The following is a 17434-nucleotide window of genomic DNA, read 5'->3' on the forward strand; positions in this document are numbered from 1 at the left end:
CGCGGTCTATCGGCTCAGAGTACGGCTACCGCCCGACAAAAGTCGGGGTTAGTGCACGTCCGGGCGCAGGACCTTGGTGCGGAGAATGCCCTCGTTGAGGTTCATCTGCCGGTCGAGTTCCTTGACCGTGGCGGGCTCGGCGGTCAGGTCGATGACGGCGTAGATGCCCTCGGGCTTCTTGGCGATGTCGTAGGACAGCCGGCGACGACCCCACACGTCGACCTTCTCCACGGTGCCGCCGTCATTGCGGACGACCGTGAGGAACTGGTCGAGGGAAGGGGCCACCGTGCGCTCATCGAGCGAAGGGTCGAGAATGACCATCACTTCGTAACGACGCATGCTGGCTTCCAACCTCCTCTGGACTTTTGCGGTCACGACACCGTGCCGTGACAGGAGGACGCTGACGTCTTCACCGCGGACGCCCATTTCGGCGACCGTGGCGGAGGGTGGGCGATGACACACCCATAAAACGCAGCCGTGCCAGCCTACCAGGCTGTCAAGGGTTGGGCCGTCGCGACACGGGCACTCCTCTAGCAGAGGAGGAGGGGGTGAAACCCATGCCAGACGTGTCCCGTCCCACCGGAAACCTGCTCTCCCGGCTCACGCTGAACAGCGACGGGCGGCGGCATCCCCTGCAGAACGTCCTGAGCGTCGTCACTCTCGCCTGCGGGCTGATCGCCTTCGTGGCCGCGCTCATCCCGAGCGCGCACGCGGTCGCCGCATGGCTCGGGGTACTGGGGTTCGTCGGAGGTTTCTACTCGCAGTACGTCTCGGCGACGACCCCGGAGCGCTCGCTGAACATCGTGGGAATCGTGGCCTCGTTCGTCGGCGTGGCTTTCGGCATCTACCACGGCGGCTTCTTCCCATGAAGCCCCGGCGGCTTGGGCGCGTCGGTGTCCGGACCGAGAGGCGAGGGAGCACGGCGACCGGGTGACGAGGGAGGACACCGACCCGGAGGCGCCCAAGCCCGCGACGCCGACAGGCGTCGCGAGGACAACGGGGCCTAACCTCCCAGATGCAGGTCCACCCCCAGCAGGACGAGGAACCACAGGAGGACGGCCAGCAGCGCCTCCGCGATGTTCTTCAGAAGCGTGGGGGTGATGTAGTGGTGGATCCAGGCCACGTACAGCCCGACCAGGAGGTAGATCAGGCCGATCAGGCTTATTCCTCTGCGGTAGTGGGCCACTTCGACTCCTCGGGGGGTTCGGCCCGCCTCGGGCGGGCGTCGGGGCGCGCCGTGCGACTGCCCCCGTACGGCCCGCCGAAACGGCTACGCTCGAACACATGCCGCTTATCGGAGCTCATGTCGACCAGGACGATCCGCTGGCCCACGCCAGGGCGCGTGGCGCCGAGGTCGCGCAGTTCTTCCTCGGGGATCCACAGGGCTGGAAGGGCCCGGTCATCGGCGACAGGACACGGGAGATCAAGGACTCCGGCGTGGAGGTCTACGTCCACGCCCCCTACGTGATCAACGTGGCCACCTCGAACAACCGGATCCGCATCCCCAGTCGCAAGCTGCTCAGCGCCCACCTCGCGGCGGCGGCCGAGCTGGGCGCCAAGGGCCTGATCGTCCACGGCGGGCACGTCGGCGCGGGCGACGACCCGCAGAAGGGCTTCGACAACTGGCGCAAGGTGTTCGAGCGCCTGGAGGAGCACGAGGTCCCGGTGCTCATCGAGAACACCGCGGGCGGCGGCAACGCGATGGCGCGCAGGCTGGAGAGCATCGCCCGCCTCTGGGACGCCCTCGACGGCTTCGACGTGGGCTTCTGCCTGGACACCTGCCACGCCCACGCAGGGGGTGTCGACCTGGCCGACGCGGTCGAGCGGATCACCGCCGTCACCGGCCGGATCGACCTGATCCACTGCAACGACTCCCGTGACGCCGCGGGCTCCGGCGCCGACCGGCACGCCAACCTCGGCGCGGGCCAGATCGACACCGAGCTCATCCTTGAGGTGTGCCGCCGCGCGAACGCGCCCATCGTCGTCGAGACCCCCGGCGACGGTCAGGCCGACGACATCGCCCTGCTCAGGAAGAGTCTCTAGCCGGAGAGCACGGCAATCCCCAGCCTGTGGATAACTTTTCTGGATTACTTTGCGCCAAGAGTGGGTAGAGGCTTCTACCCCGCCCAGGCGCTGTCGACGAAAGTCATCGTGTTGAGCACCATCAGCGGTCCCAGCGCCAGCGCGTAGACGACGATCGGCCACCACCCCGGACGCGCCCCCCGGCGCGCCCGTCCGGGCGTGTCCGTGGCCCCCGTCCGATCGGCCGCGCCCGGGGCGCTAGCCCGGCCGACGAGCAGGAAGAGCGGCCACCACAGCACCGCCGCCCGCGGGATCGCCAGGTAGGAGGCGGAGCAGACCAGGGCGCCCACCTGGAGCCCCACGTAGACGAGTTCGCTCCACCGCCGCAGGTGGAACAGGACCACCACGAGCCCGATCCCGGCCACGGCCCCGGCGAGCTCCAGCCGGAACATCCACACGAAGCGCCCGTCTCCCAGGGCCCCCTGCCATGTCGCGGCCAGCGACTCCCACGGCCACACCGGGCTCGGCCCCCAGCCCGCCTCCCGCGCGTCCTGCCAGGCGAGCCACCGGCCGTCATGGACGCGGTGGTAGACGGACAACAGCACCGTCGGCACGAACGGCACGGCCAGCCAGGCCGCCTGCCGTACGGCACGCCCGGAGGTGAGGAACTCCACCACCAGAGCGAGGGCCAGCAGCAGCCCGGTGAAGCGCACACAGGAGGCGGCCGCGGCGAGAAGGGCGGCCGCCGGCCAGTTCCCCCGGCGCGCGGCCAGCCAGGCCGGGAGCGCGAAGGCCAGGAACAGGGCCTCGGTGCGGCCGACGAACAGGAACACCGAGGCGGGCGAGAGCAGCAGCGCCGCGACCGCGTACGGCCCCGCTCCCCGCGGTCCCTCGAACTCGGCGAGCCGGGCCAGCGCCACCGTCGCGACGAGGGCCGCCGCGACGGAGATCACCAGTCCGGCGGGCGTCCAGCCGTCGGGAAGCAGGGGCATCGCGCTCAGGAGAGCGCGAGCCGGAACCTGTCGGGGGCCCCGTCGAAGACGCCACCGGCCTGGTCGTCGGTCCCGTCCTGCCTGATCACGTCCTTGTCGGGCCGCAGGATGTCCCGCACCACGAAGGCCATCATGATCAGGATGGTGATCACCCGGCCCCACACGGCGGTGAAGTAGGTGTCCGCGGTGATGCCGAGGGGCGCGTTCTCCGGCTGCTGGGCCAGCAGGTAGAGCCAGATCGCGAAGAAGTACCAGCACTCGGCGATCTGCCAGAGCGCGATCGGCTTCCAGTTGGGCCTGGCCAGCACCGCGAAGGGGATCAGCCAGAGCACGTACTGCGGCGACCACACCTTGTTGGTGATCATGAACGCGGCCAGGACGAGGAAGCACAGCTGCATCAGCCGGGGCCGCGTCTTGGCCGTCATCGTCAGGACGGCGATCGCCAGGCAGAACACGCCCAGCGACACGACGCCCAGCATGTCGAGCCGCTCGCCGTCACCGAGGATCGGCCAGTGCTTCTGCCCGAAGAAGTACCAGATCGATCCCCAGTCGGCGGGCCGCTCCTGGCTGAAGACGTAGAACCTGCTCCAGCCGGGGAAGGCCCCGATCATGATGGGGACGTTGACCACGAGCCAGGCGGCCACGACGCCGCCGACCGTCTTGAAGAACGGCACCCATTTGCCGGTGCGCAGCGTCAGCAGGAACAGCGGGCCGAGGAACATCAACGGGTAGAACTTGGTGGCGATGGCCAGCCCGAGCAGGGCGCCCGACAGCCACTGCCGCTGCTTCGACCAGGCGAGCATCGAGCCCAGGGCCAGGGCTCCGGCCGCCAGGTCCCAGTTGATGTAGGCGGTGAGGATCAGCGCGGGAGCCAGGGCGTACCAGAGCGCGTCCCAGCGCCGGGCCGGTCCGGCCAGCGCGGCCATCAGCAGCACGCCCGCGATCAGGCTGACGGCCATGAGGATGACCGTCAGGTCGTAGAACGTGATCGCGGGGTCGCTCGAGAGCCCGGCGATCCGGCGGAAGAACTCCATGATCCCGCCGATGCCGACGGGGTACTCGACCGGATGGTCGAAGTACGGGATCTTGCCCTCGTTCAGCTTCTCGTTCCACCACAGCGGATAGATGTCGGTGTAACAGAAGTTCGTGAACTGCCCGATCCCGGTGTTCCAGGCCCCGCCGAAGCGGCAGGGCCACTTCCACAGGTAGGAGAGCACTGCACCCAGCCCGGCGAACAGGGCCAGGGGAACGTAGGGCATGGCGCGTGTGCCGAGGTCGGTCACCGCGACCCGTGTCGACGACTGGGTGCTCTTCATCAGGGGCGCTGTCCTGTCGGCGTCGGAGTGGGCATGACCGCGGCGCCGGGGGCGACCCCGGTGTTGTTGTCGAATCCGCCCCCGTTGCCGGTGCCGTCACCGTTCAGGGGACCACCGCCGCTGCCGTCGTCGGGCTGGGAGCAGGACAGGTCGCCCGGCTGGCAGTCGGTGATGGGCGGAGGCGTGACCCCGACGTCGGGCATGCCGTTGTCCCCGTTGTCGTCGGGGTTGTAGGTCTCGGTCTCCGTCGGGGACGGCGTGGGCCTCGGCGTCGCCAGGTTGCTCAGGCTGCCGGTGTTCGCCCGCTCCGGGAACTGCTCGACCTTGTCCTTGGCGGTGATGAGGGCCATGTAGTCGTGCCAGATCTGGGTCGGGGTGCCGCCACCGCCGATGAAGGAGGGCATCGGCTCCTCCTCCCAGTACACGGTCTTGAGCTTGCGGTTCGGCAGGCCGTGCTTGTCGACCTTGAGCACGCGCCTTCCCGACTTCCCCGGCAGCTTGTTGTAGGGCACGTCCTTGGACATGCCGACCGCGGTGACGATCTGCGGGGTGAAGCCGACGAACCAGGCGTCCTTGTACTCGTTGTTCGTGCCGGTCTTGCCGGCCACCGGGCGCACGCCCAGGTTGGCGGCGATACCGGTGCCGCCCTTGACCACGGCCTGGAGCGCGTAGGTCGCGTCGGCCGCCGCCTCGGGGCTGATGACCTGACGCTCGACGAGCTGCTCCGGCAGCCAGACCAGGCCCTTGCTGTCGGTCACCTTGATGATGGTGTGCCAGTCGACGTGCTTGCCCTCGTTCGCGAAGATCGAGTAACCGGCGGCCTGCTCAACGGCGGTCACCGAGGCGACACCGATGGTGGTCTGGTACTTCTGGTGATCGACCGCCCAGTCGACCGAGTTCTGACCGCCGTAGAGCGGGTTGTCCTTGACCCGCTCGCCGACCCCCGCCTCCTTGGCGATCCTGGCCACCTCTTTGAGACCGACGGTCTCGCCCATCTGGGCGAAGACGGTGTTCACCGAGTCGGCCATGGCCTTCACCGTGTCGATCGGCCCGTACGGCGCGGCGTGCGAGTTCTTGATCGGGGCCGTGCCGGGCAACTCGATCGAGGACACACCGTCGATCAGGCTGTCCAGCGACCTGCCGCTCTCCAGCCAGGCCGCCAGGACGTACGGCTTGAACGCCGAGGCCGCCTGCTTGGCCGCGTCGAAGGCGCGGTTGTTGTAGTCGTCGATGAAGTCGTCGCCGCTGTAGAAGGCGACCACCCGGCCGTTCTTGGGGTTCACCGAGGCGATGCTGGCGTGGATGGTGGAGTCGAGGTTGGCGGTGCGGGCCTGGACCACCTTCTGCGCGTCCTTCATCTTCTGCTCGTCGAAGGTGGTGTGGACGCGCAGGCCCTTGGTCTTCAGGTCGTCCTCGCTGATGCCCCGCTTCTTGAGCTCCCGGAAGACGATGTTGAGCATGTAGCCCTTGAGACCGCGGTTGATCTCGGTGATCTTGACCTTCTTGAACTTGAGGCTCTCGAAGGGGACGTTGGCGTACTTGCCGTAGGCGGTGGGGTTCAGGTCCGCCATGTACTTCAGGACGTACTGGTAGCGCTCCTTGGTGGCCGCGAACTTGTCGTTGGCCTCAAGGGTGTCGAAGGTGCTGGGGTTCTGGATCCGGCCCGCGATGTAGGCGGCCTCCGGCGGGGTGAGGTCCTTGACGTTCTTGCCGAAGAACGCCTTGGCGGCCGCCTGGATGCCGTTGGCGCCGCGGCCGAAGTAGATGGCGTTCAGGTAGCGGGTGAGGATCTCGTCCTTCGACAGCGTCTTGTTGATCTTGATCGCGACGAAGATCTCCTTGACCTTCCGCTGGATCGAGACCTCCTGGCTCAGGCCGTCGTAGTAGTTACGGGCCATCTGCTGGGTGATCGTCGAGGCGCCCTGGAGCTGGGCGCCGCTCAGGGTGCTCCAGACCGACCGCGCCATGCCCCTCAGGTCGATGCCGCTGTCCTCGCGGAAGCTGCGGTTCTCCGCCGAGATCACCGCGTCCTGCACCCACACGGGGATGTCCTTGATGGTCACCGGCGTGCGCTTGACGCCCAGGCGCGCGAGCACGGTGCCGTTGGCGTAGTAGATGACGCTGCCCCGGTCGTCCACGGTCGCCTGCGTGGTCGTGGGAACCGGCGTGTTCGCGTAGGCGACCGCGATCATGCCGAAGACGCCCGCGGCGAGGACGGCGAAGCTCGCCATCACGATCTTCCAGCTCGGCAGGAAGCGCTTCCACCCGCTGCGTTTCGCCTTGCCCCCGCGGCCCTCGCCGGGGCCGCGTCCTTCGGGCCCTCCGGGCCCCTCGGGACCCCTCGGCCCTCCGTCGCCTCCGCCGGGTCCGCCCGGTCCTGTCGGCCGCTGCGGCCCGCCGGGGCCGGTCGTACCGCGCCCGCCGCGCGCGCGCCTGCCCCGGCCGCCGGTGGCGCCCGATCCCAGCACGGTGTCGGCGTCCCGAGCGGGACCGCCCTGGGCGGGACCGGCCCCCTGGGCGAACGCGGCGCTCTGCCCGGTGCCCGCCCCTCGGCCCGGGGCACCCGCCCCCTGACCGGAACCGGCGCCCTGACCGGGAGGACCCGCGCTCCGGCCGGGAGCGGCACCCTGTCCCGTGACACCCGCGCCCTGACCCGCGCCCTGACCGGGGCCCTGAGCGGGGCCCTGACCGGGTACGCCCGCGCCGGGAGCACCCGCCCGCCCGGACGGACGGCCCGCCCCCGCCTGGGCGGCCATCATGGCCTGGGTGTCCTCGAACGCGGCCTCCGGCCTGCGTCCCACGGCGGGATCGGGCTCCTGGCGACGCATCGCCACGTTCCGGGGGACGGTGTCGTACCGCTCCGTCCCGGCGCCTCTCGGATCGGCTCCCGCACCGTACGGCGGCCTCCCCTGTGACTGGGGTTGCGGCGCGCCCCAGCCCGCGCCCCCGGTTTGGGGAGGCGGAGGCGGGGGAACCGCACCGGGAGCGGCCTCTGCGCTTGAGCGACGGCGCCGTCCCGAACGAGCCGACGCGTCGGGGGCCTGTTGACGCCCCTGCGGCTCCGGGTCATGGCTGTGGCTGTAACTCACGCGTCCTCGTTCGGTCATCGGGGTCTACGGCGGCATGCAGGCGGGGAGATTATCGCCTGACCGTGGCGGATCTCGTCGCCTTGGCTCACTGGTAGCCGACCTATTCGGGTGGATCTCCGTTCCCGAGGACGAACGAGGCCGCCAGGTGGTTCCGAGAACAACCTTGGCAGACCTCACCCGGCCCAGCGTGGAATTTCCCGCATTGAGAAGTGGTCCAGGCCGTGCGAGGGCGCGAGCCCACCACCCATCGCTGTGACCACATAAGCGTCACACTACGGCTTTTTGCCGTTTACGCCCAACCTCTTGGGAAAGTCGTTAATTGCAGAGATATGTTGGTCCGACGTATCCTCACGATGTATCGGCTCGATACATCGACGCGAGAGGTGGTGGTTCCCCGTGGCCGGCGGACGTGGCGGCGTACTGGAACTCGCCGTGCTCGGGTCGTTGCACGAGACCCCGCTCCATGGCTATGAGCTGCGCAAACGGCTCAACTCCCTGCTTGGGATGTTCCGCGCGTTCTCCTATGGCTCGCTCTATCCCTGCCTCCGTCAGCTGCTGACGGAGGGGCTCATCGTGGAGGACGACGACTCGGCCGCGTCCACCGCGGAGAGCCCCATCACGCTCACCGGACGCCGATCGAAGATCGTCTACAGGCTGACGACGGAGGGCAAGGAACGACTCCAGGAGCTGCTCACCCAGGCCGGTCCCTCGGCATGGGAGGACGAGAGCTTCGGAGTCCACTTCGCCTTCTTCCGGCACACCGAGGCCGAGGTGCGCCTGCGCATCCTCGAAGGACGCCGCAGCCGCCTCGAAGAACGGCTCGACGGTGTGCGTACGGCCCTCGCCAGGACGCGGGAGCGGCTGGACAGCTACACGCTTGAGCTGCAACGTCACGGGCTGGAGTCGGTCGAACGCGAAGTGCGCTGGTTGAATGAGCTGATCGCCACGGAGCGGCGCGGCTCCCTGGCGGACGACGAGCGGCACTCCGCAGCAGAAAGAGCGTCCCGGGCGCCCGCGCCCGGAGCGGATAACCCGGGGCGGCATCCCGCCCCAGAAGACAATTGACCATTCAGAACAAGGGGAGCGAGTGCCATGGGTTCGGTGCGCGTAGCCATTGTCGGTGTAGGCAACTGTGCCTCGTCGCTCGTGCAGGGCGTGCATTACTACAGGGACGCCGATCCGGGCAGCCGGGTGCCGGGCCTGATGCACGTCAAGTTCGGTGACTACCACGTCGGAGACGTCGAGTTCGTCGCCGCGTTCGACGTCGACGCCAAGAAGGTGGGGCGCGACCTGTCCGAGGCGATCGTGGCCTCGGAGAACAACACCATCAAGATCTGCGACGTGCCGCCGCTCGGTGTCACCGTGCAGCGTGGCCACACCTACGACGGGCTTGGCGAGTTCTACAGCGAGATGATCGAGGAGTCCGACGAGGCTCCGGTGGACGTCGTGCGGGTCCTCAAGGACAACAAGGTGGACGTTCTCGTCTCCTACCTGCCCGTGGGCTCCGAAGAGGCCGACCGCTTCTACGCCCAGTGCGCCATCGACGCCAAGGTCGCCTTCGTCAACGCGCTGCCCGTCTTCATCGCCTCCGACCCCGAGTGGGCCCAGAAGTTCACCGACGCCGGCGTGCCGATCGTCGGCGACGACATCAAGTCGCAGGTCGGCGCGACCATCACGCACCGGGTGATGGCCAAGCTGTTCGAGGACCGCGGTGTCGAACTGCTGCGCACCTACCAGCTGAACTTCGGCGGGAACATGGACTTCATGAACATGCTGGAGCGCAAGCGCCTGCAGTCCAAGAAGATCTCCAAGACCCAGTCGGTCACCTCCCAGATCCCGCACGAGATGGGCAAGGCGGACGTGCACATCGGCCCGTCGGACCACGTGCCGTGGCTCGACGACCGCAAGTGGGCCTATGTCCGCCTTGAGGGAAGGTCCTTCGGCGACACCCCGCTGAACCTGGAGTACAAGCTGGAGGTCTGGGACTCCCCGAACTCCGCCGGCATCATCATCGACGCGGTCCGCGCCGCCAAGATCGCGATGGACCGGGGCATCGCCGGGCCGATCCTGTCGGCCTCCTCCTACTTCATGAAGTCGCCGCCGGAGCAGTACTCCGACGACGAGGCCCGCGAGTACGTGGAGAAGTTCATCCGCGGCGAGGTCGAGCGCTGACGCTTCCCGACGAAGCCCTCCGCCCACGTGGGCGGAGGGCTTTCGCATGTCGTGCGGGCCACGGGGCGGCGGGCGGCGGATCAACCGGAGACGGAACGGCCGACGAGCGGGCGTCGGATCGGCGGACGGCGGATCAGCGGGCCGCGGGGGGCAGGTCGGCGGGGTCGGCCACCGGCCAGCCGAGGGGGTCGGGGCCGAGCTCGACCAGGTGAGGCATCTGCTCCCGGCACCACGGGGAGATCTCGATGAGGTCGCCGAGCACCCCGGCGGCGAATTCCGCCCACGGCATCCAGCGCACCTCCCCGACCTCGTCGGGGTTGGGCACGGCCTCGTCCGTGACCACCACCCGGTAGACCGGGCAGAGCTCCCGCTCGACGATCCCGCTGTCCATGACCGCCCGGTAGGAGAAGCGCGGCAGCAGCAGGTCGACCGCGTCGGCCTTCAGCCCCAGCTCGTGGGAGAGCCTGCGGGCGACCGCCGCGGAGAGCGGCTCGCCGGGCAACGGGTGGCCACAGCAGCTGTTGGTCCACACACCGGGCCAGGTGATCTTGTGTGACGCCCGGCGGCTGAGAAGGACCCGGCCCCGGTCGTCGAACACGTAACTGGAGAAGGCGAGGTGCAGGGGCGTCCGCAGGCCGTGCACCGTGGCCTTCGACGCGGTGCCGATCGCGTTTCCCGCGGGGTCGACGAGCACAACCTGTTCATCAGCTGTCACCCGATCGAGGGTACGTGACCTTGTCGGCTCGTCATGCCTGATCAGCGCTACGTCACGAAAGGTGAGCATGTGTCCGGCGCACCGTTTCCGGGGTCGTTCCCGGGGTTGTTCCCGATGGTCCGTCAGGGTGGTCCCGCGTAGGCTGAGCGCGTGTCATTCGTATCCGATCTACGCGTGGTCCTGGAAGGCCGGGACTTCCGGAGGCTGTTCGGCACCCGCCTGGTCTCGCAGTTCTCCGACGGCATCTTCCAGTTCGCGGTGACCGGATTCGCCTTCTTCAGCCCGGAGAAGAGCACGAGCGCGGCCGAGATCGCCACCGGGCTGGCCGTGCTGTTCCTGCCGTACTCGATCCTCGGGCCCTTCGTGGGCGTGTTCATCGACCGGTGGTCCCGGCGCCAGATCCTGGTGATCGCGCCGCTGGTCCGGGGGGCGCTGCTGCTGCTCACCGCCGCGCTCCTGGTGACGGGCGCCCCCGACGCCCTCTTCTACGCCGCCGCGCTCGCCGTGCTCGGCGTGAACCGCTTCTTCCTGGCCGCGCTCGGCGCCTCGCTGCCGCACGTCGTCCCGGCCGAGCGGCTGCTGGTGGCCAACGCGGTGACCCCCACCTCCGGCACCGTGCTGACCTTCCTCGGCGCCGGGCTGGGCTTCCTGCTGCACGCGCTCTTCGGGGGCGACCACCGGGGCACGGCGGTGCTGATGGTCACCTCGGGGCTGATCTTCGGGCTGAGCGCGCTGATCGCCAGGACCATGGAGCGGCAGCTGCTGGGCCCCGCCTACGACCCGGGCATGCCGCAGACCCGCGAGGCGCTGCGCAACGTGCTGAGCGGCCTGGCCGACGGCGCGCGGCACCTCGTCCACCACAGGGCGGCGGCGGCCGCGCTGGGCGCGATGGCCACCCACCGGTTCATGTACGGCATGTGCACGGCGATGCTGATGATGCTCTCGCGCTACTACTTCGCCGACAGCGCCGAGAACGCGCTGGCCGCGGTCTCCCTCGTGGTGGCGACCTCCGGGGTCGGCTACTTCGTGGCCATCCTGGTCACGCCGTGGGCCACGGAGCGCTTCGGGATCGAGACCTGGATCCCGATCATGCTCGTCTCCGCCGGGCTGCTGACGTTCGCGCTGTGCGTGCCGTTCCAGCAGTGGGGCTTCGCCGTCGGCGGCTTCGTGCTCGGCGTCGCCGGGCAGAGCATCAAGATCTGCGCGGACACGTCCGTGCAGCGGGACGTCGAGGACGCCTACCTCGGCCGGGCCTTCTCCATCTACGACATGCTCTTCAACGGCACCTACGTGCTGGCCGCCGCGCTGGCCGCGACGCTGCTCCCGGCGAACGGCAGGTCGCTGACGGTGCTGGTGATCATCACCGCCGGATACGTCGGGGGCGCGGTGCTCTATCGAATGATCACTCCGAGGCGGCCGGGCGGACGCGCCTCCGCCACCGTGGCCGCCCAGCAGACGGTCAAGCCGCACTCAGGCGTGTGAGCCGCGCGGAGGGGCCGCCGTGTCACGCCCGCGAGCCGAGCGAGCGGACCGCGGCCGTCATCGCGGCCGTGATCATGCCCAGGTCGTCGCCGATCGAGTAGGGCGGCATCGTGTAGATCAGCCGGCCGAACGGGCGGAGCCAGACGCCGTGCTCCATCACGACGTCCTGGACCCGCCGGACGTCGACGGGCTCCTCGGTCTCGACCACCCCGATCGCGCCCAGCACCCGCACGTCCCTGACCCCGGCGGCCCCCGCGACCTCCGCCAGGCCCTCGGTCAGCCCGGTCTCGATCCGCTTGACCTCCTCCCGCCACGGACGCTCGCGCAGGAGCTCCAGGGAGGCGTTCGCGACGGCGGTGGCCAGCGGGTTGCCCATGAAGGTCGGCCCGTGCATCAGCACCCCGACGCCCGCCGCCACCCGATCGGTGCACAGCGTCGCGGCCAGGGACATGTAGCCGCCGGTCAGCGCCTTGCCCAGGCACATGATGTCGGGCCGCACCCCGGCGTGGTCGCAGCCGAACAGCTCCCCGGTCCGGCCGAACCCGGTGGCGATCTCGTCTGCGATCAGCAGGACGCCGTGCTCGTCGGCGAGTTCGCGGAGCCTGCGCAGGTAGGCCGGGTGGTAGAAGCGCATGCCGCCCGCGCCCTGGACGACCGGCTCCACGATGATGGCCGCCAGCTCGTGGGCGTGCGCGGCGACCGTCTCGTCCAGGTGGGCGAGGTAGGCCTCGTCGAACCCGGCGGGCGGCCGGTCGGCGAACACGTGCCGGGGCAGCGCGCCGGAGAACAGGTGGTGCATGCCGCCGACCGGGTCACAGACGGCCATCGCCCCGAAGGTGTCGCCGTGGTAGCCGCCCCTGACCGTGAACAGGCGGCTCCGGCCGGTGAACTGGAACGCCATCTTGATCGCGACCTCGACCGCGACCGAGCCGGAGTCGGACAGGAACACCCTCGGCAGCCCGGTCATGCCGGCCAGCGTGTGCGCCAGCCGTACGGCGGGCTCGTGGGTGAGGCCCCCGAACATGACGTGCGCCATGTCCCGGAGCTGGTCGCTCAGCGCCCGGTTGAGCACCGGGTGGTTGTAGCCGTGAACGGCCGCCCACCAGGACGACATGCCGTCGACCAGCTCCCGGCCGTCGGCGAGCGTCAGCCGCACCCCGTCGGCCCTGGAGACCACGTGCGCCGGGAACGGCGACGGCACCGCGGCGTACGGGTGCCAGACATGCTCACGGTCGAGGTCCCCCAGGCCGCCGCTCAGGAAAGGATCCCGTTCTCGCGGGCCCACTGGCGCAGGGCGTCGGTGGCCGCCTCCTTGCCGACGGCCCCCTTGTCCAGGCGCATCTCCAGCAGGAACTTGTAGGCGCGCCCCACGACCGGCCCCGGGGGGACGCCCAGGAGCGCCTGGATCTCGTTGCCGTCGAGCTCGGGGCGGATCTTGCCGAGCTCCTCCTCCTCGGCCAGCCGGGAGATGCGCTCCTCCAGGTGGTCGTAGGTCTGCGACAGGGCCTGGGCCTTGCGCCGGTTGCGGGTCGTGCAGTCGGCCCGGGTCAGCTTGTGGAGGCGCTCCAGCAGGTGCCCGGCGTCGCGGACGTAGCGGCGCACGGCCGAGTCGGTCCACTCGCCGGTGCCGTACCCGTGGAAGCGCAGGTGCAGCTCGACCAGCTGGGAGACGTCGGCGATCACATCCTTGGGGAACCTCAGCTCCGTCAGGCGCTTCTTGACGAGCTGGGCGCCGACCACCTCGTGGTGGTGGAAGGAGACCCGGCCCCCCGGCTCGTGCCGGCGGGTCTTGGGCTTGCCGACGTCGTGCAGCAGCGCGGCCCAGCGCAGGATCTTGTCGGGGCCGTTCTCCTCCAGGGCGATCGCCTGCTCCAGCACGATCAGCGTGTGCTCGTAGACGTCCTTGTGCCGGTGGTGCTCGTCGATCTCCAGGCGGAGCTTGGGCAGCTCGGGCAGGACGTGGGCGGCCAGGCCCGACTCGACCAGGAGCGCCAGGCCCTCGCGGGGGTGGTCGCCGCAGACGAGCTTGTTCAGCTCGTCGCGGATCCGCTCGGCGGAGACGATCTCGATCCGCTCGGCCATCGCGCTCATCGCGGCGAACGCCGCCGGGTCGACGGTGAAACCGAGCTGGCTGGCGAACCTGGCGGCCCTGAGCATCCGCAGCGGGTCGTCGTCGAAGGACCGCTCCGGGGGGCCCGGCGTGCGCAGCACCCTGGCGTGCAGGTCGTCGAGGCCGCCGTGCGGGTCGACGAACTCCCTGGAGGGCAGGCGCAGCGCCATCGCGTTGACCGCGAAGTCGCGCCTGGCCAGGTCGCCGTCGAGCGTGTCGCCGTAGACCACCTCGGGTTTGCGCGACTTGGGGTCGTAGGACTCGCTGCGGTAGGTGGTGATCTCCAGTAGCCAGTTGCCCTTGCGGACGCCGACCGTGCCGAAGTCGATGCCGATGGTCCAGACGGAGTCGGCCCAGTCGCGGACGAGGTCGAGGACCGTCTCCGGGCGGGCGTCGGTGGTCAGGTCGAGATCGTTGCCGATCCTGCCGAGGAAGACGTCGCGAACCGAACCGCCCACGAGGGCGATCTGGTATCCCCTGGCGGTGAACAGCTCACCTATCTCATCGGCAACAGGGGCGATCTTCCGGAACAGCTCGCTCATGCCGTGCCGCTGGCTCTCAGTCAGGTTTGAAAGGGACAAGCCGGGTAGGTCCTTCGGTTACGGAACATGTTCCCCTCTGGGGATACACCTCAAGCGATCACCAGGTTACGGTCGGTCAAGAGACCGTCGGGGGCCGTGCGTCGAGGCAAGTCGAGGCAAGGAGCACACACATGAAGGACGCTCTCGCGATCCACCGCTGGCTCCTCGCACACCAGGTCCACCATGAGATCGTACGCCTTCCCCGCGCGATGACGTGCGCCGAGGAACTGCCGGAGCTGCTGGCCGCGAGCCCGGCGACCTGCGTGGGAGTCACGGTCTTCGAGGTCACGAGCCGCGTCGGCCGCGAACCCGTGGCCGTCGTCGCCCCGGTCGCCCTCCCTCCCAGGCCCGGCGCCGTCGGCGGCGCCCTCGGCGCCCGCCGGGTCCGTCCCGCCTCCGCCTTCACCGTGAACTCGGCGACCGACTACGCCGCCGGGCTGGTGTGCCCGCTGCTGCTGCCCGACGCGCTGACCGTACTGGTCGACGAACGGCTCGCCGGAAACACCGAACTCGTCCACACCCCCACCGGAGAACGCCGTACGGCCCTGCTGATCCGGGCCGATCACCTGCTCACACTTGTTTCAGGGAAAACCATCGACCTGGCCCAATCCCGGTCACGGAGGGAGCAGGCGACCTTCCCGCTCGCCGGATAGGCCATAGCATTACGGTCGTGCGCCGTACTCGACCTCTGGCCTGCACGTGACACGCAAGATCACGTTGCTCGCCGCGCTGACCGCCACGCTGCTCTCCCCCGCGGCCGTGGCTCTTCAGGGTACGGCGAACGCCCAGACGAACACGGGGGCCGGCACACTGAGCGGCACCGGGGCCGGTGCCACGCCCAACGCCCAGAGCACCGCCGAGGCCACCACCGGGGCCACGACCGGCGCCACCACCGGGACCACCGCCCCGGCCGGCGCGGCGATCCGGCAGGCGCCCCAGCTGGTGGTCGAGACGATGACCCCCGACGTGCCGCGCGACCCGGCCACCGAGATCAGGATCTCCGGGTCCTTCGTGAACACCGGTTCCCAGACGATCAGCGGCATACGCGTCCGGATGCACTACGCCTCCCAGCCGTTCCTGCGGCGCGCCGACATGCAGGCGTTCGCCAACGGCCAGGGCGCGCAGCCGCCTGCCTGGCGTGACGAGCACTACCTCCAGCCCGGCACCCTCGCGCCCTCGGAGAAGGCGCCCTGGGAGTTCGTCTTCACCCCACAGCAGCTGAGCGTCTCGCAGTTCGGGGCCTACCCGATCATGATCGAGGTGCTCGACGCCTTCGGCCAGCAGGTCACCGTCCAGCGCACCTTCCTGACCTACATGCCCCAGGACGCCAGGGTGCCCCGCACCAGGCTCGCCATGGTCATGCCGATCGTCGACCAGCCCCGCAGGGCCGTCGACTCCACCTTCCTCGACAACGGGCTGCCGGCCACCATGGCCTCGGGCAAGCGTCTCGGCAACCTGCTGAAGATCGCCCAGAGCACCTCGTCGGCCAAGAACCTCACCTGGGTGCTCGACCCCGCGCTCCTCGACGACGCCCGGGCGATGGGCTCCCCCTACGCGCTGAAGACGAAGGACAAGGTCGAGAACCGGCCGGCGGACGTCTCGGTCACCGCCTGGCTCACCGCCCTCCACAAGGCGCTCGCCAAGGCCCCGGTCGTGGCCACCCCCTACGCCGACCCCGACGTCGCCGCCCTGGTCCACAACGGCGTCGACGACTCCACGAAGGCCGCGATCGAGGCGGCCAGGCTCGTCGGCCGCGACTTCCTCGGCCGCGACGTCGTCACCGACGTGAACTGGCCGGTCAACGGGCGCATCGACTACGACGGCCTGGACCAGCTGGCCACGGACGGCGTCGACACCGTGCTGCTCGACGAGGCCGCCCTGCCGCCCGTGACGCCGCCGCTCACGACACCGGACGCGTCGGCGACCCTGAACAGCGTGAACGGCCCGGTCACCGCCCTGATCTCCGACCCGGTGCTGAGCGAGGCCCTCGGCGCGGACATCTCGGTGCCCGGCTCCGCCGCGCTGAACCGCCGCCGGTTCATCGCGGAGACCGCCATGATCGCCTCCGAGCCGGTGAGCGCCGCGCGGACGGTGATCGCCGTCCCGCCCCGGCGCTGGTCTCCCGACCCCGCCTACGTGACGAGCCTGGTGAAGACGGCCGGCGTCCTGCCGTGGCTCGCCCCCGCCACCCTCGACGCGGTGAAGCAGGGCAAGGGGCTCGCGCCCGTCAGGTCCGACCTCACCTACACCGACCAGGACCGGCACGACGAGCTCGGCAAGCCGTACATGAAGAGCGTCCGGCGGGTCGGCCGCCGCGCCGACCTGACCGCGGTGATCACCACCAGCCAGGACATCGACGTGTTCGACCCCGCGCTGCTGCGCCTGTCCTCCTCCGCCTGGCGGGGCAGGGGCGAGGCCGCGGCGCCGTACGTCACGCAGGTGGGGACGGCGGTCGACGACCGCATCCGCCAGGTCTCGATCACCGGCAACGAGCAGTCCCCGCTGCGTACGCTGGCCGGCACGAACGGCGAGGTGCCGATCAGCGTCCGCAACAGCCTGACGGGCCGCGGCAGCGAGGTCTCGGTCCGCCTCAAGGTGACCTCGGAGCAGCCCAGGCTGCTGAGGATCGAGAACTACAACGACGAGATGACCATCATGGGCGGTCAGAACCAGACCGTCCGGGTTCCCATGAGGGTGCTGGCCAGCGGCCAGACGACGGTGAAGGTCCAGCTCATGACCGGTGACGGGCGCCGATACGGCGCGCCGGTCGAGCTCACGGTGCGGACGACCGGCTACACCGGGATCGCGCTGGTGATCGTCGGGGCGGCGCTCGTGGTGATGCTGGCCGCCGTCGTCATGCGCGTCCTGCGGCGCAGGGGAACCCGCCGCACGACGACTGCCGCGCCACCGAGGCCGACGAGCGCCCCGGCCGGCAACGAGTCGTGAGCACCTGGC

At 69.8% G+C, this 17434-nt stretch carries 15 protein-coding genes; 7 read left to right on the plus strand and 8 right to left on the minus strand.

What is annotated here, in order from left to right:
• Nucleotides 1-48: 48 nt before the first annotated feature.
• Complete coding sequence (gene rpsF / locus AB0N02_RS26950) at nt 49-339, minus strand: 30S ribosomal protein S6 (protein WP_184947277.1); 291 nt, start codon at nt 337-339, stop codon at nt 49-51.
• A 218-nt stretch (nt 340-557) separates the two neighbouring features.
• Between rpsF and AB0N02_RS26955 the strand changes: the two genes are divergently transcribed.
• The gene (locus AB0N02_RS26955) at nt 558-869 is read left to right on the plus strand and encodes a hypothetical protein (protein ID WP_363952167.1); all 312 of its coding nucleotides are present in this window, start codon (nt 558-560) and stop codon (nt 867-869) included.
• A 134-nt stretch (nt 870-1003) separates the two neighbouring features.
• On the opposite strand, the gene AB0N02_RS26960 is transcribed toward AB0N02_RS26955, so the two are convergent.
• Nucleotides 1004-1186, minus strand: a complete 183-nt coding sequence (locus AB0N02_RS26960; RefSeq protein WP_363951889.1) for a hypothetical protein — start codon at nt 1184-1186, stop codon at nt 1004-1006.
• Between the two features lie 98 nt (nt 1187-1284).
• Between AB0N02_RS26960 and AB0N02_RS26965 the strand changes: the two genes are divergently transcribed.
• Entirely contained in the window at nt 1285-2043 is a 759-nt protein-coding gene (locus tag AB0N02_RS26965) for a deoxyribonuclease IV (RefSeq protein WP_363951892.1), read from the plus strand.
• Nucleotides 2044-2117: 74 nt separating this feature from the next.
• Here the strand turns inward: AB0N02_RS26965 and AB0N02_RS26970 are convergent, their stop codons facing one another.
• The 3 genes from AB0N02_RS26970 to AB0N02_RS26980 are packed head-to-tail and all read right to left on the minus strand — an operon-like array spanning nt 2118 to nt 7158.
• On the minus strand, nt 2118-3014 hold the full coding sequence (locus tag AB0N02_RS26970) for a hypothetical protein (RefSeq protein WP_363951895.1): 897 nt from the start codon (nt 3012-3014) through the stop codon (nt 2118-2120).
• A gap of 5 nt (nt 3015-3019) precedes the next feature.
• Nucleotides 3020-4330 carry a glycosyltransferase 87 family protein gene (locus tag AB0N02_RS26975; protein WP_363951897.1) on the minus strand — a complete coding sequence of 437 codons (1311 nt, stop codon included), beginning with the start codon at nt 4328-4330 and terminating at the stop codon, nt 3020-3022.
• Nucleotides 4330-7158, minus strand: a complete 2829-nt coding sequence (locus AB0N02_RS26980) for a transglycosylase domain-containing protein (RefSeq protein WP_363952170.1) — start codon at nt 7156-7158, stop codon at nt 4330-4332. Before AB0N02_RS26980 ends, AB0N02_RS26975 begins: the two co-directional genes overlap by 1 nt.
• A 657-nt stretch (nt 7159-7815) precedes the next feature.
• On the opposite strand from AB0N02_RS26980, the gene AB0N02_RS26985 reads away from it, so the two are divergent.
• Both AB0N02_RS26985 and AB0N02_RS26990 read left to right on the plus strand, forming a co-directional pair.
• The gene (locus AB0N02_RS26985) at nt 7816-8484 is read left to right on the plus strand and encodes a PadR family transcriptional regulator (protein WP_363951900.1); all 669 of its coding nucleotides are present in this window, start codon (nt 7816-7818) and stop codon (nt 8482-8484) included.
• A gap of 27 nt (nt 8485-8511) precedes the next feature.
• Nucleotides 8512-9591 (plus strand): inositol-3-phosphate synthase, encoded by a 1080-nt coding sequence (locus AB0N02_RS26990; RefSeq protein ID WP_363951902.1) that lies wholly within the window; start codon nt 8512-8514, stop codon nt 9589-9591.
• 133 nt (nt 9592-9724) lie between these two features.
• Here the strand turns inward: AB0N02_RS26990 and idi are convergent, their stop codons facing one another.
• On the minus strand, nt 9725-10306 hold the full coding sequence (gene idi, locus AB0N02_RS26995) for an isopentenyl-diphosphate Delta-isomerase (RefSeq protein ID WP_363951904.1): 582 nt from the start codon (nt 10304-10306) through the stop codon (nt 9725-9727).
• A 150-nt stretch (nt 10307-10456) separates the two neighbouring features.
• Here idi and AB0N02_RS27000 point away from each other — a divergent pair, with 150 nt between their 5' ends.
• Complete coding sequence (locus tag AB0N02_RS27000) at nt 10457-11788, plus strand: MFS transporter (protein WP_363951906.1); 1332 nt, start codon at nt 10457-10459, stop codon at nt 11786-11788.
• 22 nt (nt 11789-11810) lie between these two features.
• Here AB0N02_RS27000 and AB0N02_RS27005 read toward each other — a convergent pair whose 3' ends face one another.
• The gene (locus AB0N02_RS27005; protein WP_363951909.1) at nt 11811-13073 is read right to left on the minus strand and encodes an adenosylmethionine--8-amino-7-oxononanoate transaminase; all 1263 of its coding nucleotides are present in this window, start codon (nt 13071-13073) and stop codon (nt 11811-11813) included.
• The gene (locus AB0N02_RS27010) at nt 13043-14440 is read right to left on the minus strand and encodes a CCA tRNA nucleotidyltransferase (protein ID WP_363951911.1); all 1398 of its coding nucleotides are present in this window, start codon (nt 14438-14440) and stop codon (nt 13043-13045) included. The genes AB0N02_RS27005 and AB0N02_RS27010 overlap by 31 nt, the downstream gene beginning before the upstream one ends.
• Before the next feature lie 170 nt (nt 14441-14610).
• On the opposite strand from AB0N02_RS27010, the gene AB0N02_RS27015 reads away from it, so the two are divergent.
• Both AB0N02_RS27015 and AB0N02_RS27020 read left to right on the plus strand, forming a co-directional pair.
• The gene (locus AB0N02_RS27015; protein ID WP_363951913.1) at nt 14611-15132 is read left to right on the plus strand and encodes a YbaK/EbsC family protein; all 522 of its coding nucleotides are present in this window, start codon (nt 14611-14613) and stop codon (nt 15130-15132) included.
• A gap of 46 nt (nt 15133-15178) precedes the next feature.
• Nucleotides 15179-17425: a DUF6049 family protein gene (locus AB0N02_RS27020; RefSeq protein ID WP_363951915.1), complete on the plus strand. Its 2247-nt coding sequence runs from the start codon at nt 15179-15181 to the stop codon at nt 17423-17425.
• Nucleotides 17426-17434: the final 9 nt, after the last annotated feature.

Origin of the sequence: Streptosporangium sp. NPDC051022, from assembly GCF_040683035.1 — a bacterium.
GTDB lineage: Bacteria > Actinomycetota > Actinomycetes > Streptosporangiales > Streptosporangiaceae > Streptosporangium.